Raw genomic sequence first — 16380 nt, 5'->3', positions numbered from 1 at the left:
CACGACGTCAATCGCGCGCAGGCGCGGTAGAGTCGAAAGGGGTGCAGTGGGCATATCCATAGCCCCATCGCCACGGCAGACCAGAGCAGGGACCGCCGCCAAAGCGCACCGCCAGATACATCGCATCGGCGATGGTGCCATAGGCAGAGCGCACTTTTTCGGGCGTGGTGTCATAACGCACCGCCAGATCCGCCAGATGGCTTTCTCCGGTGTCGCGCACACAGCTTTGCAAGGCGCGATCCGCCTGCTGGCGCGCGGCATAGCTGTCCTCGGGGGTCAGCGCTCCGCCCGCATCGTGATAGGCGCGGTCATGGATGACGCAGCAGGCCTCCCATGGTGGCAGGTTGCCTTGCGCGGCGGCGAAATCGGGAAAGGTGTCGCCAACCATGGTCCAACCGGCGCTGAGCCCGCCCGAACAGCCATCGGTGGTAAAGGGGGTCAGCGGTGCCGCCTGTTGCGCCGCCATCAGCGCGCGGTGCGCCGGCATTTCGAGCATCTGAGTCAGATCCTGCGCCATCGCCGGACTTCCGGCGCAAAGGCACAGGATCAGCAGGTTACGGGCTGTCATCGCGATAGGCCTTTGCATTCAGCTCCCACCCCAGTTCCTGGGTCAGCCACAACAGCAGCCGTTCGGCGGGGTTCAGCGTCGCGCGCACCGCCAGAACCTCGCGCGCCATGGCGGGTTCGTCGGTGATCAGCCCGTCGACCCCCATCGAGATCATCTTGGACATCAAGAGCGGTTCGTTCACCGTCCAGACATAGACATCCTTGCCCGCCGCATGGGCGGCACGCAAAAGCGAGGGGCGCAGGCTGGCACTGCTGACCGCGACAAAGTCGCCTTCGAGCCCGGCCAAATCGCCCACTGCCGTCGCCGCCAGCACACCGGTGCGCCAGTCGGGGCGCAGCGCCCGCATCTTCTGCACCGCCGGATATTTCAGCGACATGGTGGCGATCTGGTCCTGCATGCCGAATTCCTCGACCAGGGCGATCACACGATTTTCCAGATCCACGTCATGCCCGTAGTATTTCAGTTCGATCAGGACGTTGGATTTGCCCCTAGCGGCCTCAAGCACCGCGCGCAGGGTCGGCGCGCGCTCGGCCGCGTAATCGGGCGAGAACCAACTGCCGATGTCGATTTCCGCCAGATCCTGCATTGTGGCATCCCAGATCTTGGTCGGCACCCCGGCGAGTTTCATGAAATCGCTGTCATGCATGACGACGACCTCGCCATCGGCGGTCTCCTGCACGTCGATCTCGACCCAGTCGGCGCCATCCTCGATCGCCTTGACGATCGCCGCCATGGTGTTCTCGGGCCGCGCCCCGGCGGCGCCGCGATGGCCGATCACGCTCACCTCATCCTTGGCGGTCAGCTGTGTCAGCAGCCCGTCGCTGACCCACATCCCCGCGCCCAGCGCCAGCGCGGCCAGTAGCGCCGCGCCGATCAGCCGCCCGCGCAGACCCTGCGGACGCGAAGGTGACAGCGGTGCCGCAGCAGCCGCGCCGTCATAGAACCGGTCCAGCAGCTTGGTCAGAGCCCCCAGCGCCGTCGCCGCCAGCGCCAGCCCGGCCAGCGACCAGAGCCCCATCACCAGCACCACAAGCACCAGCGCCCGGCGCAGCGCGCCCTCCTGAGGGATCGGCACCAGTGCCAGCGCCGCGCTTGCCAGCGCGCCCAGGGCAGCGGCCAGCGCCAGCCGTGTCAGCAGCCAGAGCACCAGCTCGATCTTGAGCGCACCGCGCCGCGTCCCCATGCGGCGGGTACTTTCGGCAAAGGCCTGGGCAGGCCGGGTCCCTTCGAATATGACCAGATGCAGCGACAGCGCCCAACCCGACAGTCGCAGCATCAAGAGCCAGGCCAGAACCAGAACCAGGACGGCGATACCCGCCATGGCCAGCCGGAACGAGGGCGGCCGGAAGGTCAGGTAATAGTTGATGTCGTAATCCACCAGCACCCACCAGGCAATCAGCCCGGCAAGGGCGACAAAGGGCGCCGCCAGCGCCAGAACCCGCAAGACAAAAAGCGCGGCAAAGATCAGAAGCGGCCGCAGACGCCGCAGCACCAGCGCCAACCCCGCGCTGCCTGCGTGCCAGACATTGCTGGCGCCGCTGCGCAGGGTCGCGGCCATCACCGCAAAGCTCAGAACCTCGGCCACCAGAAGGACGCTCAGTACCGCCAGCGTTGCGGCAAACCCCAGCGGAGACAGGACAAAACGCGCGATATCCTGATCGGTAAGCGCCGATTGGTCCGACAGGCTGACGGCGAGATTGATCAGCCCGGCCAGCGCCGGGGCGATCAGCGCCAGAACCAGCAGGCGCAGCGCGGCATAGAGCGGGACAAAGACTCGCCGCCGGGACCAGGAGCCGGACCAGGCGTTGCGGACATGGGTAAAATGCGACACGGGCGGCTATCTCCTGCGGACAATGCAGGTATTGAACGGCCCCGCTGTCACCAAGGCAAGCCGAAAGCGTCTAGTCCGCCTCGAGATCCGCCGCCAGACGAAAGCCGATGCGCTGGGCCGGCCGGTCCTCGGTTGCAACCGGCATGGCGCGCAACATGACGTTCAGCTGGCTCACATGCTGAACCAGCTGGGTCCGCGCCCCGGTGCCATCGGCCCCGTAAAACGTGACGATATCGGGATCGAAAAACCCGATCCCCTCGATCCGCAACACCCCGGCATCGCCGCCGACAAAGCCCATCGCCACCTCCTGGCTGGCGTCGAGCTGTTCTTCGAAGTTGCGGATGTAGAGGATCAGACGTTCATAGGCCCATTGCGCCGGGCTTTTGTTCTGGACCGGCTGCTGCATCGGCACGGGCACATCGGTCATGCGGGCGGGGCTGTCGGGATCGGCATGTACCTCGTGGCAACGGGGCGGCAACGCTGCCGCCTCGGCATATTCGGCCGAGGTCTCGATCTTGTTCTGCATGGCTCATCCTTTCCGCTGATAGAGCCAGGCGCCATCCGCGCGCCGGGTCCGTGTCACCTCTCCGGTATGATAGAGATGGTTGACATGGGCAACCGCTTCAACCAGCGCCAGCCCGTATTCGCCCTCGCCGATGGTGCGCTTGAACAGCGGCGCAAAACAGTCCGAGGCCGCTTTCGGCGTATCGAGGTGGTCGCGCAGACGCTTCAGCGCGCCATGGTGGTTGTCGATCAGCTGCCGCATCCGGATCGGCAGGCCGGTAAAGGGCAGCTTGTGCCCGCCCAGTGCCAGATGCTCGGGCCGGGCCAGCGGCGCCAGCCGTTCGCAGGTTTCCAGCCAGTCGGCCAGCGGGTCGGCCATCGGCTCGGTCGCATAGACTCCGATATTGGGGCTGATCGAGCTGAGGATCTGATCGCCGGTGATCACCAGATTGTCATCGCGGCTCCAGAAGGTCGCGTGTTCGGGCGCGTGGCCGTTGCCCATATGCACGTCCCAGTCGCGCCCGCCCATGCGGAACACGTCGCCCTGCTTGATCCGGGCAAAGCCCAATGGCATCGGATAGACCATATCGGCAAAGTTGAACGGCCGCTCGGCCATCCGCTTTGCCAGCACCTCGGGCGCCATGCCCGCGCTGCGGTAATAGTCGAGCGTTTCCTCGGGCCAGCTTTCCTGCACGTCCAGTGTCAGCATGCGCGAGAACAGCCATGCGGTGCGTGTGGTGACCAGCTCGGCACCCAGTTCAGACTGGAACCAGCCGGCATTGCCCATATGGTCGGGGTGGTGATGGGTCACGACCACCCGGCGCACAGGCTTGCCCGCCAGCGGCCCGTCGATCAGCGCCTGCCAGATCGCCCGCGTCTTTTTCGACGAAAACCCGGTGTCGATCACCGTCCAGCCATCGCCATCGTCCAAAGCATAGACATTGACATGATCCAGCTTCATCGGCAGCGGCAGGCGCATCCACAACACGCCCTCGGCCACTTCGATCGCAGAACCATGGGCGGGCGGCTCGTCCCAGGGGTAGCGCATGGCCAGGCCCGGTGTCCGATCCATCACGCCGACAACTCTTCAAGGCTGATGGCATAAAGGTCGGCACAACCGCCCTGCGCCTGTTCCAGCAGGCCGGCATGTTCGGGCAACAGCGCGTTGATGTAATACCGCGCCAGTTTCTCGCGCGGACCACCGGGATCGGCCAGGGCCGCGATCAGGTGGAAATGGCCACCCAGCACCCGGGCAAAGGCGCGCAGGAATGGCACCGCCCCGGCAAAGCGGTCGTTCAGCTCTCCTTGTGCCACCATCCATTCGGTGGCCTCGCGCAGGGTCTCGGTGGCCTCCCAGACGGGTCCGGCCAGTTCCGGCAGGCGACCACGGGCGCGCTCGGCATGATCCTCGATCTCGTCCAGCAGCTTGGCCGCAGCCTCGCCGCCATCCATCATCTTGCGGGCAACCAGATCCATCGCCTGAATGCCGTTGGTGCCCTCGTAGATCGCGGTCACCCGCACATCGCGATAGAACTGCGCTGCGCCGGTTTCCTCGATAAAGCCCATGCCGCCATGCACCTGCACCCCGGTTTCCGAGACCGCGATACCGGTATCGGTGCCGAACGCCTTGGCAATCGGGGTCAGGAAAGCCGCCCGCGCCTTCCACTCGGCCGATCCGGTCGCATTACCCATGTCGATCGCCACGGCACAGGCCGCCAGGATCGCACGGGCGGCGAATACATCGGCCTTCATGCTGGTCAGCATCCGGCGCACATCCGCATGGTCGGCAATGGTGCCTGAGGCGGATTTGCCCTGCTTGCGCTCCATCGCATAGGCCATCGCGTGCTGCCAGGCCGCCTCGGCCACGCCGACACCCTGCCCGCCCACGCCAAGGCGGGCGTTGTTCATCATGGTGAACATGGCCGCCATGCCGCCATGTTCCTCGCCCACCAGCCAGCCGGTGGCGCCGTCATACTGCATCACGCAGGTGGGAGAGCCGTGCAGGCCCATCTTGTGCTCCAGCGACACCACCTTGAGGCTGTTGGCCACGCCCGCATTGCCATTCTCATCCGGCAGGTTTCGCGGCACCAGGAACAGCGAGATGCCCTTGGTCCCCGGCACCCCATCGGGCAGCCGCGCCAGCACCAGGTGGCAGACATTGTCGCAGAAATCGTTGTCGCCCCAGCTGATGAAGATCTTCTGCCCGGTCACCGCATAGGTGCCGTCGCCATTGGGCTCGGCCTTGGAGCTCAGCGCGCCCACATCCGACCCGGCCTGCGGTTCGGTCAGGTTCATGGTGCCCGACCACTCGCCCGAGATCAGCTTGGGCAGGTACAGCGCCTTGATCGCGTCGCTGGCATGATGCTCCAGCGCCTCGATCTGGCCCTGGCTCATCAGCGGCGCCAACTGCAGCGACAGGCAGGCACCGCTCATCATGTCGTTCACTGCCGTGGTCACCGCCATCGGCAGCCCCATGCCGCCATGCTCCGGCGACCCGCTCATGCCGATCCAGCCGCCCTCGGCAATCGCCTTCCACCCCTCGGCAAAGCCGGGCGAACTGCGCAGCGCCCCGTTTTCCAGCCGCGCAGGGTTCAGATCGCCGCCGCGTTGCAAGGGCGCCATCACCTCGTCGCACATGCGCCCGGCCTCGGTCAGGATGGCACTCACCATATCGGCGCCCGCCTCGGCATATTTCTCGGTCCCGGACACCCGGTCATATCCCACCACATGGCTCAGCAGGAACGTATAATCGGTCACGGGCGAACGGTATGGCATAGGGTCCCCTCGGTGGTGGTCTTGGCGGCTTGGCAAGCCGCCGGCGCGGCGGTATGTATCAAGGCTTGTTCGATTACCTATCCAGAGCCATCCGGCAAGCAACCAAAACGCCGCGTCACCAGCCCGCCATGCCAGTCCAACCCACCCTTCGCCTTGCCGCCGATCCCGACGGCATCGCCCGCGCGGCAGAGCTGCTGCGGGACGGCCGGCTTGTAGCCTTCCCGACCGAGACGGTCTATGGGCTGGGTGGCGATGCCACCAACGGGCAGGCGGTGGCCGGCATCTATGCCGCCAAGGGACGCCCCAGCTTCAACCCGCTGATTGCCCATGTCGCCAGCGCCGAGGCGGCCCGGCGCCATGTACACTGGTCCGAAACCGCCGAGCGGCTCGCAACCGCCTTCTGGCCCGGCCCACTGACGCTGGTTCTGCCGTTGCGCGCCAACCATGGGATATCGGAACTGGTCACCGCCGGGCTCGACACGCTGGCGGTGCGGGTGCCGGCCCACCCCACCGCGCGCACGCTGCTTGCCACGCTCGACCGGCCGGTCGCCGCCCCTTCGGCCAACCCCTCGGGCCGGATCAGCCCGACCACGGCGGATCATGTGCTGGCAGGCCTCGATGGCCGGATCGCGGCGGTGCTCGACGCAGGCCCCTGCGGCGTGGGCGTGGAATCGACCATCGTCGGCCTGTCCGGCACACCCATCCTGCTGCGCCCCGGCGGCCTGCCCACCGAAGAGATCGAGGCGTTGCTGGGCCAGCCTCTGGCGCGGCACCAACAGGGCGACAACATCAGCGCGCCGGGTCAGCTCCTATCGCATTACGCGCCCCAGAGCACAGTCCGCCTCAACGCCCGCGCCCCGTCGGATGGCGAAGTCTTCCTCGGCTTCGGCCCGATGGATTGCGACGAAAACCTCTCCCCTTCGGGCAACCTGACCGAGGCGGCGGCCAATCTCTTTGCCGCGCTGCACCGACTCGACACGACTGGCAAACCCATCGCGATCGCCCCGATCCCAGAGCGCGGGCTTGGCCTAGCCATCAACGATCGCCTGCGCCGCGCTGCCGCGCCGCGCGATCCCTGAGCGGCCCCGTCATTTCGCCCCAAATACGCCCGCCGGAGGCATCACCGCCCCCTCACAATCCGAACCCCAAGACGGCATATCACGCTGCCACAGGCGCCGAGGAGGAGGAACGACGACGAGACATCGAGCGCGCCGCAGGCGCTCAATTGGGTCAGGCGTGGCCGGCGCTGGCCGACAGCAGCAGAGCGTCGATACCCAGCAGTTTCAGCGCCGCTTCCCATTTTCCGTCATCGCGGCTGCCAAACACGATATCGGGATCGGCATCGGCGGTCAGCCAGCCATTATCGCCGATCTCCGCCTCCAGCTGCCCCGGTCCCCAGCCGGAATAGCCCAGCATAAGCGCCGCGCGTGCCGGACCATTGTCACGGGCAATATCCTCAAGGATATCCAGCGTCGCCGTCATGACAAAGCCATCCGACACCTTGAGCGATTGCAGCTTGCCCGCGTAATCGGGCGAATGCAGCACAAAGCCGCGCGCCATCTCGACCGGCCCGCCCAGCCGCACCGGTGCCCGGGCAGCCGCCGCCGAGCTCGAGGGAATCTCCAACTGCTCAAGCAGGGTGGACACATTCAGATCGGCGGGCTTGTTCACGATCAGCCCCATGGCACCATCCTCGCCATGGCTGCACAGAAAGATCACCGAGCGCTCGAAGCGCGGATCGCCCATGCCCGGCATCGCGATCAGCAGTTTTCCGGTCAGATCCATCATCGGCAAAGGCTCTCCTTTGCCCCACAATGGGCATCCGCGCGCGCAGGCGCAAGGGACAGCCGCCGGGGCGCGCGGAAATCCCGCGCCTGACCGGATCGTGACTTGGCAAACCGCCGCTGAAAGCGCATGTATTGGGCATGTCGACCCGCTTTCCCATGCTGGCGCTTGCCGCCTTGCTGAGCCTACCGCTTGCCGCCCCGGCCCCCGCCGCGGGGCTGGACGATCTGGTGCAGATTGAAATCCTCGATGGCGGTCTGACCCCCAGCGGCACCTATCTGGGCGCCATCCGCATGACCCTGTCCGAGGGGTGGAAGACCTATTGGCGCGCGCCGGGCGAGGCAGGCATTCCGCCCAGTTTCGACTGGCGTGGCTCGCGCAACCTGGGCGAGCTGAGCATCACCTGGCCCGCACCCGAAGTGTTCGAGCAGAGCGGCCTGCGCTCGATCGGCTATACCGATCAGATGGTGTTGCCGATCGAAATCACCCCCAAGGATGCCAACCGCCCGGTTCGGCTGCGTGGAGAGATGGAATTCGGCGTCTGCAAGGATATCTGCGTGCCCGGCAATCTGGACTTCGATCACACGCTGGACGCCAGCGCGCCGCGCAACCCGGCCATCGTCGCGGCCCTGGCCCGGCGGCCCTATTCGGCAGCCGAGGCCGGCGTGACCTCGGCCACCTGCCGGATCAGCCCCAGTCAGGGCGGCATGCGGATCGAGGCGCGGATCGCGATGCCCTCAGCCGGTGGATCGGAACTTGCCGTGTTCGAACCGGGTGATCCGGCGCTCTGGGCCGGCGAGGCGCAGACCCGGCGTCAGGGCAATACCCTGATCGCCAGCTCGGAAATCCTCAACGATGGCGGCACCGCCTTTGCGCTCGACCGCTCGCGCATCCGCATCACCGTGCTGGGCGCCAAGCGGGCAGTGGATATCCGTGGCTGTCTGCCAGGCTGAACGGTGACGGCGCAGCCCAGGATCGGAGCATTGGCCGTGGTGATCCACGAAGGCCAAGTCTTGCTGGCACAGCGCGGCAAGGATCCCGGGCGCGGGCTTTGGGGCTTTCCCGGCGGCCATGTGGAATGGGGCGAGACGGTGCGTGACGCCGCCCTGCGGGAACTGCACGAGGAAACCGCGATCGAGGCCCGCGCGCAACGTTATCTGACCCATTTCGACCTGATCCACCGCGATGACGCCGGACAGGCGGTGGTGCATTACCTGCTGGTCGGCGTGCTCTGCCGCTATCAGGCGGGCGCCCCGCAGGCCGGCGACGATGCCATGGACGCGCGCTGGTTTCCCATCGACCATGTGCGCGAAGGCACCGTGCCGCTGATCGACCGGGTCAGCGAGCTGATGGAGATCGCCCTGAGCGCGAGTTAAGGCCCGTTCAGGCCGCGTTGCGCCCGCCGGCCCGCATCATGATCATGGCCGAGACCGCCATCGCCAGCAGACAGACCAGCAGCGCGCCCAGGATGAACAGCGCCAGCGCGGCGGGCATCGGAGACAGCCCCTCTAGCGGGGGCAACAGCCCTAGAAGCCGTGCAGGCAGCGCCCCGGTCGCCGCCACCCAGGCCACCGTGACACCCAGCCAGGCCAGGGTCAGTACCGCACTTGCCGTCACGGCCGCGCGCGCCAGCGGCGCCCCGCCGCGCAGCGCCCGGCGCAGCGCCGACATCGGGCGCGCCACATCGTTCTGCACCGCCAGCAGCGCCGGAACCACCAGCAGCACCAGAAGCACGCCGAAGCCCAGCCCATAGACCAGCGTGATCACCGTGGGTTTCAGGAACTGCGCCTGTTGCGAGCTTTCATAGAGCAGCGGCGCCAGACCCAGCACCGTGGTCAGCGAGGTCAGCAGCACCGGTCGCAACCGGTCGGCGGTGCCCTCGATGATCGAGGGCAGCAGCCCCCGACTCTCGGCATATTCGTCGATGGTGGTCACCAGCACGATGGAGTCGTTGATGATGATGCCGGTCATGCCCAGCAGACCCACCACCGTGAACATGCTCAGCGGCACCTCCCAGATGTAATGGCCCCAGATGGTGCCGACCAAACCGAAAGGAATGATCGCCATCACCACCAATGGCCGGGTCCAGCTGGCAAAAACCCAGGCCAGCACAAGGTAGATACCGGTCAGGCACAGGGTCAGACCGGTTGCCGCCTCGGACAGGAAGGTATCCTCCTGCTCGCTCAGCCCGGCCATGCGCCATTCGACCTGCCGTTCGCTGGCGATACGCGGCAGGATCTGCGTTTCCAGCGCGGCCGAGATTTCGGTGGCCCGGGCCGGCTCATCCTCGGATATGTCGCCGGTGACCGAGATGCGGCGAATGCCGTTTTCGCGCCGGACGGTAGAAAAGCCGGTGCGCTGGCTGACCGAGACGATATCGGCCAGCGGCACATAGATCCCTGCGGGTGCCCGCATCAGCGTGCGTTCCAGGAAATCGGCGGTCAGCTCTCCCTCGGGCAGTTCCACCCGGATCTCGGCGCTGCGGGGGCCGTCTGGATAGGTGGCCGCCTCGATCCCGTTGAGCCGCGCCCTGAGCGCCCGGCCCAGCGCATCGACAGTAAAGCCCAGCGCCTGACCCTGCGCAGTCAGGTCCAGCACCACCTCCTCCTTGTCATAGGCCAGATCGTCCTCGACCGCCGAGACCTCGGGGTAGCGCAGCAGCGCCGCCTGAAGATCGTTCGACGCCGCCTTGAGCACCTGTGCCGAGGCGCCATAGAATTGCACATCCAGCGCATCGCCGCCCGGCCCCGAGCGCCAACCGCGGAAGCTGAGCGTTTCGACCTTGGGGTGACGGGTGACGAAATCCTGCAACTCGCCGACAAAGGCAAAGCTGGAATACGGGCGCAGATCGGCGTCGATCAACTCGATCGAGATACCGCCCAACAGATCGGCATCCTTGGTCTCGGCCCCCGCCAGACCGCGCCCGGCATTGCCGCCGATCTCGGCCAGGACATAGTCGATCGGGTTGCGACCGTGACGCTCTTCGTAGATGCGGCCCAGCTCCTCGGTGGCGCGCTGCAATTCGCGCATCATCTCCAGCGTGTCGGCCCGCGTGGCGCCTTCGGCCATGATGAAATTGCCGGTGACCGAGCCGCGCTCGGGCGCGTTGAAGAAGCGCCATTGCACATCGCCGGTGATGAACAGCGCCGCCTGACTGGCCAGCACCGCGACGGTCGCCGCCAGCACCACATAGCGGGCATGAACCACCCAGCCGACAAAGGGCCGGAACAGGTGATCGCGCAGCCAGCGAAAGCCGCGGTTCACCACCCGGTTTGGCCAGTCATACCAATGCTCCTTGGCCGAATGGGCGATGGCATGGGACATGTGGTTGGGCAGGATCAGGAAACATTCGACCAGCGAGGCAGCGAGTACCGCGATCACCGTAAAGGGGATGTCGCGGATCAGCTCTCCGAACCGGCCACCGATGGCGGTCAGGCCGAAAAAGGCGATGATTGTGGTCAGCGTCGCGGCAAAGACCGGCATCGCCATGCGGCGCGCGGCGGTCTCGGCGGCGACCACAGGGTGTTCGCCCAGGCGCCGGGCGCGAAAATCGGCGTGCTCGCCGACGACAATGGCATCGTCCACCACGATGCCCAGCGTGATGATCAGGCCAAAGAGGGACACCATGTTGATGGTCAGCCCGCCCACATACATGAGCGCGATGGCCGCAAACATCGAGGCCGGGATCCCTGCCGCCACCCAGAAGGCGGTGCGCGCGTTCAGGAACAGGAACAGCAGCATCACCACCAGCGCCAGCCCCATCAGCCCGTTGTCGACCAGGATGTTGAGACGGTCGCTGATCGCCTCGGCCCGAGTGCGGATCAACTGCACGGTGACGCCCTGGGGCAGGCTGGCCTGCATCCGCTCGACCACCTCGGCAACCTGGTGCTGCACCCGGATCGCGTCGCCCCGGTCCGAACGGTCGACCCGGATCGACATGGCCGGCTGATCCCCGACCCAATAGGCGCGATCACGGGTGACGCCTTCAACCCGGATCTGGGCCACATCCGCGATCCGCAGCTTGGACCCGTCCGGGTTCGAGCGCAGGACAATGCCGGCGATATCCTCGGGGCTGCGCTTTTCCACCCCCGTCCGGATGCGCGCATTGGCACCCGAGACATCGCCCGCCGGATCACCGGTGACCTCGGCCGCAATGGCCGTGGCGATCTCGTTCATCGAGATATCATTGGCAATCAGCTTGGCCGAGGATACTTCGACCACCGTGCGCGGCGCAGCGATGCCACGAATGGTGGTGCGGGTAACGCCGATCTCGAACAGGCGCACGACCAGTTCGTCGGTAAAAAGCGCCAGCTGTTGCGGGCCGACCGGCCCGGTGATCACCACATCTGTGACCCGGTCACGCCAGGCGCCCCGGCGGACCGAGGGGTCCTCGGCATCCTCGGGCAGGGTGGTGACCGCGTCGACCGCGGCCTGCACATCGTCGGCGGCCTGGGACATGTCCCAGCCGGGCTCGAATTCCAGTTCGATATCGGCGCGCCCTTCGCGGGAACTGGCGGTGGTGCTTTCCACCCCGTCGACCGCCAGAAGCGCTGGTTCCAGCACCTGCACGATGGCACTGTCCACATCCTCTGGGCCCGCGCCCTCCCATTCGACATTGACCGAAACGCTTTGCACGATCACATCGGGAAAGAACTGCGCCCGCATGTTGGGGATCGCCGCCGCACCCAGCACCAGCAGCACCATCAAGAGCAGGTTCGCCACCGTCCGGTGCCGGGTGAAATAGCTGAGCAAGCCGCCCGCCGCGCTGGGGATGCCGCGCACCATCGCGGATCAGCCCCCGGCCCGGTCTTCCAGCCGGGCCACCAGCCTGGCGGGAACGCGGGTTTCGGCGAGCTGGCCCAGCACCTTGGCCTTGACTTCGGAGGGCATCCGCTCATTGGCCTCGACCAACGCCACCAGCCGGGCGCGGCGTTCGTCACTCAGCTCCAGCATCGACAGATCGGGACTGCCCGCCTGCGCCTCGTCCCGCAGGGGGCGGACCCGGATGCCGGGGCCCAAGAGCGGCGTGCGGCCCAGCACCACCTCGCGCCCGGCCAGCCCCTCGCCCCGGATCAGGACCGCGTCACCCTGCCGCCGGATCAGGGTGACCGGCAATTGCTCCAGCCGGTCCTCACTGTCCAGAACCAGTACCGTGCCGGCTGCGTCCAGCGCCGATGCCGGCAGGCGGACCACATCGGCCAGCGGCGGTTCCTCGACCCGGACGGTCACGAAATCACCGGGCTTGAATCCCGGAGCCGCATCGAGGCGGGCATAGATGACCCGGCCCGACTGCCCCTCGCCCGCCGCCGCGCTGTCGCGGCTGATGGTGCCGGTGGCGGTCAGATCGGCCCCGGCCACATCCAGTTCGATTTCGACCGGCGCGCCGATCAGCCGGCCCGCCGCATCCAACAGCCGCGTATGCTGGGCGGTCGAGACGCGGAACACCACCTCAAGCGCGCGGGCATCGACCAGTTCCGCCAGTTTCTCGTTCACCGCCACCAGCCGCCCCTCGACCAGGGTGACACCGCTGAGCGTGCCGTCGAACCGGGCGGTCACCTCGGTCTCAGTCAGATCGCGTTCGGCCTGTTCCAGCGCCAGTTGAGCACGGGCCAGACGGGTCGCGGCCTGATCCACGCGCGCTTCGGCCTGGGCCACCGCGATGCGCCGCGCCAGCACCGCCTGACGGGCCTGGGCATCGGCCAGTTCGGCGGTCTCGGCGGCGGCGGCGCTGCCGACACCGCGTTCGACAAGGTTCTGCTGCCGCTTCATCGCCTGGGCTCGCAAGGCCGACTGATCCGCGGCGGCCTGCAACTCGTCACCGGCCAGGATCAGCGCCCTTGCGGCATCGCGTTCCTCGGCCTCGGCATCCATCAGGTCGGATCGCGCGCGGTCCAGTTCGGTCTGCGGCTTGGCCGGGTCGATGCGCACCAGCACCTCGCCCATCGCGACCGTGCCGCCCTCGACGAAATTGTCCGACAGGTCGATCACGCGCCCGCCCATCGCGGCGCGCAGTTCCAGCGTGCGCCGACTTTGGATCTGACCGAAGGCTTCGAGAACCGGGGTGACGGTACCGTATTCGGCGCGTTGAACATTGACGGCAAAGACCCGTTCACGCGCGGCCGGCGGCTTGCGGTCACCGGCCATCCTGGCCTGTACCGCCTCTATCACCAGCTGACCGGCCCAGATCAGCAGGGCAAGCGCCACCGAGGCCAGAAAGACGCCCAAAAGGCTCTGCCGCAGAAATCGCATCGGTTTTCGCACCCCGCTCGCTCAGGATCGCACTGTAACAGAACTAGCAGGACGTGGAAAATCGCCAAGCCCCAAGTGCTTGAACGGGGTCCAAAGCTATTTCCGTCGCAGATGTTCGTCCAATCTGGGCATTATTTCCACGAAATTGCAGGGCCGGTGCCGATAATCGAGCTGTTTTTCCAGGATTCCATCCCAGGCATCCTTGCAGGCGCCGGGGCTGCCGGGCAGTGCAAACAGATAGGTGCCCCCCGCCACACCCCCCGTCGCGCGCGACTGCACCGCCGAGGTGCCGATCTTTTCCATCGAGATCAGGGTAAAGACGGTGGCAAAGGCCTCGATCTCTTTTTCATAAACATCGCGATGGGCCTCGACCGTCACATCGCGCCCGGTCAGGCCGGTGCCGCCGGTCGAGATGATCACGTCGATCTCTGGATCTGCAACCCAGGCCCGCAGCTGATCGGCGATCTGGGCGCGCTCGTCGCGAACGATGCGGCGGTCGGCCAGCAGATGACCCGCCCGCGCGATCCGGTCGACCAGCGTCTGGCCCGAACGGTCCTCCTCGATCGAGCGGGTATCGGATACGGTGAGCACCGCGATGCGGACCGGAATGAAATCGAGGCTTTCGTCGATGCGGGACAAGGGGTCAGGTCCTCTCTAACAGGGCAAGCCGCAGCGCCAGCGCAGCGAAGATTCCGGCGGTAAGACGGCTCAGCACGCGGCCAAGCCGCGGATCGCCGGTCAGGCGACGGCCCAAGCCCCCGGCGAACTGCCCCACCATGCCGTTGACGATGAACCCGCCAATCGCGATCACCACGCCAAAGACCAGGAACTGGGCCAGGATCGGCCCGGCAGCCGGGTCGATGAACTGCGGGATAAAGGCAAGCACGAACAGGATCACCTTGGGATTGGTGAGGTTGACCAGCATCCCGTCGCGAAAGGCGCGGCGCGCGGGCCGGATCGGCGCCTCGGAGGTACCGAACTCCTGCCGCAGCGCGCCCCAGGCCAGCCACAGCAGATAGGCGACCCCGACCCAGCGGATCACGTCGAACAGCCAGGGCATCGCCTGCACCGCCGCGCCCAGACCCAGTCCCGCGATCGAGACATGTACCATGCCGCCCGCCGAGATACCGGCGCTGGCGGCCCAGCCCGCGCGCGGACCCGCGCGCAGCCCCTGCCCGAGGCAGAACATCATGTCGGCCCCCGGTGTCAGGTTCAGCGCAAGTGCCGCGGGAACAAACGTCAAAAGGGTGACAGGGTCGATCATGCCGGCACCTCGAACCAGTTTACGGTGGGACCAAGATTGACGACCCGGCTGCGCCCGATCATGCCCTCGGCGCCCCAACTGTCATGAATGTGACCGCACAGCGCCAGCCTGGGCTGCACCCGTTCGATGGCGTCGCGGATTTCGGTTGATCCGACCGAAAGCCCGGTCGAGGTCACATCGCCGATCCCCTTGGGCGGCGAATGGGTGATCAGGATATCGGCACCTGTGCAGCGGTCGAGCAATTCGGCCGCCGCCCCCTCGGTCAGGTCACAGGACCAGTCGCCAAAGGGGGTGGGCGGCACGCCATATCCCAGACCGAACAGGCGCAACCCGTCGATGCGCACGCCAGAGCCATGCAGCACATGGGCGCCGTCGGGGGCGGCGGCGCGCAGTTCATCAGCACTTTCGGCATTGCCGGGTACCAGCACCAGCGGCACCATGATCCCGGCCAGCATCGCCATCGCCTGATCCAGCCCCTGACGCCCGTTGCAATAATCACCCGCCCCGATGACCAGATCGGCCTCAAGACTGGCGGCGACCAGATCGGCGGCCCGGGCGCGCGCCATGTGCAGATCGGAAAAGGCCAGAATGCGCATCACGACTCTCTCAGTTTTGCCTGAAGTTCCAGCAGATCGGCCCAGGCCTGCCGCTTCATCTGCGGCTGACGCAGCAGATAGGCCGGGTGAAACATCGGCAGCACCGGCAGGCCCATGGCTTGGGTCCATTGCCCGCGCAACCGGGTGATGCCGCGCCGGCCCAGCACCGTCTCGCAGCTGATATTGCCCATCAGCACCAGCACCTCGGGCTTGGCCAATGCCACATGCCGTTCCAGAAACGGTTTCATCATGCCGATTTCCACCGGCAGCGGGTCGCGGTTCTGCGGGGGCCGCCAGGGCAGGACGTTGGTGATATAGACGCTTTCCGACCGGCTGAGGCCGATCGCCGCCAGCATCCGGTCCAGCAACTGTCCGGCCCGCCCGACAAAGGGCCGCCCCTCGCGGTCCTCGTCGCGGCCCGGCGCCTCGCCGATGATCATCACCCGCGCGCCGGGCACGCCATCGGCAAAGACCAGGTTACGGGCGCCGCGCTTCAGCTCGCAATGTTCAAACTCGGCCAATGCCGTGCGCAGCGCGTCAAGCGAGCCCACCGCGCGCGCGGCGCGGACAGCCTCTTGCGCCGGATCGACTTCGGGTGCCTTTGGGGGCGGGGCGGGCATAGCCGGGCGGCGCGGATCGGCAGCGGCCTGCGCGGGCGGGCGCGGCGCGGTTTCCGGCAGCGCATAGCGATCCAGCGGCGCATCCAGGATCGTCTCGGTCACGCCCAGTTCGACCTGCCATTGCAGCAGGGCCAGCGCGGTATGAGGGTCAAGTGCCGATTCCATGCCCCCAATCTAACCTTCCCTGC

15 protein-coding genes are annotated in these 16380 nt (G+C 66.8%); 3 read left to right on the top strand and 12 right to left on the bottom strand.

Features of this window, described 5'->3' with window-relative positions; translation table 11 throughout:
• Nucleotides 1–7: 7 nt before the first annotated feature.
• The 5 genes from SPO_RS01535 to SPO_RS01515 all read right to left on the bottom strand — a co-directional run bounded on the left by SPO_RS01535 (nt 8) and on the right by SPO_RS01515 (nt 5678).
• Nucleotides 8–568: a hypothetical protein gene (locus SPO_RS01535; RefSeq protein ID WP_044027800.1), complete on the bottom strand. Its 561-nt coding sequence runs from the start codon at nt 566–568 to the stop codon at nt 8–10.
• Nucleotides 555–2399 (bottom strand): glycerophosphodiester phosphodiesterase, encoded by a 1845-nt coding sequence (locus tag SPO_RS01530; protein ID WP_011046062.1) that lies wholly within the window; start codon nt 2397–2399, stop codon nt 555–557. Before SPO_RS01530 ends, SPO_RS01535 begins: the two co-directional genes overlap by 14 nt.
• Nucleotides 2400–2469: 70 nt before the next feature.
• Nucleotides 2470–2925, bottom strand: coding sequence for a DUF6173 family protein (locus SPO_RS01525; RefSeq protein WP_011046061.1), 456 nt, complete (start codon nt 2923–2925; stop codon nt 2470–2472).
• A 3-nt stretch (nt 2926–2928) separates the two neighbouring features.
• Nucleotides 2929–3975, bottom strand: coding sequence for an MBL fold metallo-hydrolase (locus SPO_RS01520; protein WP_044027799.1), 1047 nt, complete (start codon nt 3973–3975; stop codon nt 2929–2931).
• Nucleotides 3975–5678 (bottom strand): acyl-CoA dehydrogenase, encoded by a 1704-nt coding sequence (locus tag SPO_RS01515; RefSeq protein ID WP_011046059.1) that lies wholly within the window; start codon nt 5676–5678, stop codon nt 3975–3977. The genes SPO_RS01520 and SPO_RS01515 overlap by 1 nt, the downstream gene beginning before the upstream one ends.
• A gap of 128 nt (nt 5679–5806) precedes the next feature.
• On the opposite strand from SPO_RS01515, the gene SPO_RS01510 reads away from it, so the two are divergent.
• Entirely contained in the window at nt 5807–6757 is a 951-nt protein-coding gene (locus tag SPO_RS01510; RefSeq protein ID WP_011046058.1) for an L-threonylcarbamoyladenylate synthase, read from the top strand.
• A gap of 151 nt (nt 6758–6908) precedes the next feature.
• Here the strand turns inward: SPO_RS01510 and SPO_RS01505 are convergent, their stop codons facing one another.
• Nucleotides 6909–7463, bottom strand: coding sequence for a YqgE/AlgH family protein (locus SPO_RS01505; protein ID WP_044028928.1), 555 nt, complete (start codon nt 7461–7463; stop codon nt 6909–6911).
• 140 nt (nt 7464–7603) lie between these two features.
• Between SPO_RS01505 and SPO_RS01500 the strand changes: the two genes are divergently transcribed.
• Together SPO_RS01500 and SPO_RS01495 are read left to right on the top strand one after the other, a co-directional pair.
• Nucleotides 7604–8416 carry a protein-disulfide reductase DsbD domain-containing protein gene (locus SPO_RS01500; protein ID WP_044027798.1) on the top strand — a complete coding sequence of 271 codons (813 nt, stop codon included), beginning with the start codon at nt 7604–7606 and terminating at the stop codon, nt 8414–8416.
• Between the two features lie 3 nt (nt 8417–8419).
• Nucleotides 8420–8839: an NUDIX hydrolase gene (locus SPO_RS01495; RefSeq protein ID WP_011046055.1), complete on the top strand. Its 420-nt coding sequence runs from the start codon at nt 8420–8422 to the stop codon at nt 8837–8839.
• A gap of 7 nt (nt 8840–8846) precedes the next feature.
• Here the strand turns inward: SPO_RS01495 and SPO_RS01490 are convergent, their stop codons facing one another.
• The 6 genes from SPO_RS01490 to SPO_RS01465 all read right to left on the bottom strand — a co-directional run bounded on the left by SPO_RS01490 (nt 8847) and on the right by SPO_RS01465 (nt 16357).
• A complete protein-coding gene (locus tag SPO_RS01490; RefSeq protein WP_011046054.1) occupies nt 8847–12248 on the bottom strand; it encodes an efflux RND transporter permease subunit in 3402 nt (1133 codons plus the stop codon).
• A gap of 6 nt (nt 12249–12254) precedes the next feature.
• Nucleotides 12255–13712, bottom strand: a complete 1458-nt coding sequence (locus tag SPO_RS01485; RefSeq protein ID WP_011046053.1) for an efflux RND transporter periplasmic adaptor subunit — start codon at nt 13710–13712, stop codon at nt 12255–12257.
• A 96-nt stretch (nt 13713–13808) separates the two neighbouring features.
• Nucleotides 13809–14351, bottom strand: a complete 543-nt coding sequence (gene moaB, locus SPO_RS01480; RefSeq protein WP_011046052.1) for a molybdenum cofactor biosynthesis protein B — start codon at nt 14349–14351, stop codon at nt 13809–13811.
• 4 nt (nt 14352–14355) lie between these two features.
• On the bottom strand, nt 14356–14976 hold the full coding sequence (locus SPO_RS01475) for a LysE family translocator (protein WP_011046051.1): 621 nt from the start codon (nt 14974–14976) through the stop codon (nt 14356–14358).
• Complete coding sequence (locus SPO_RS01470) at nt 14973–15572, bottom strand: metallophosphoesterase family protein (RefSeq protein WP_011046050.1); 600 nt, start codon at nt 15570–15572, stop codon at nt 14973–14975. Before SPO_RS01470 ends, SPO_RS01475 begins: the two co-directional genes overlap by 4 nt.
• Nucleotides 15572–16357, bottom strand: a complete 786-nt coding sequence (locus SPO_RS01465) for a uracil-DNA glycosylase (RefSeq protein WP_011046049.1) — start codon at nt 16355–16357, stop codon at nt 15572–15574. The genes SPO_RS01470 and SPO_RS01465 overlap by 1 nt, the downstream gene beginning before the upstream one ends.
• Nucleotides 16358–16380: the final 23 nt, after the last annotated feature.

Origin of the sequence: Ruegeria pomeroyi DSS-3, assembly GCF_000011965.2 — a bacterium.
GTDB classification, from domain to species: Bacteria; Pseudomonadota; Alphaproteobacteria; order Rhodobacterales; family Rhodobacteraceae; genus Ruegeria_B; species Ruegeria_B pomeroyi.
Note: the sequence above shows the minus strand (reverse complement) of the source record. Positions and strands in the feature narration are given on the sequence as shown.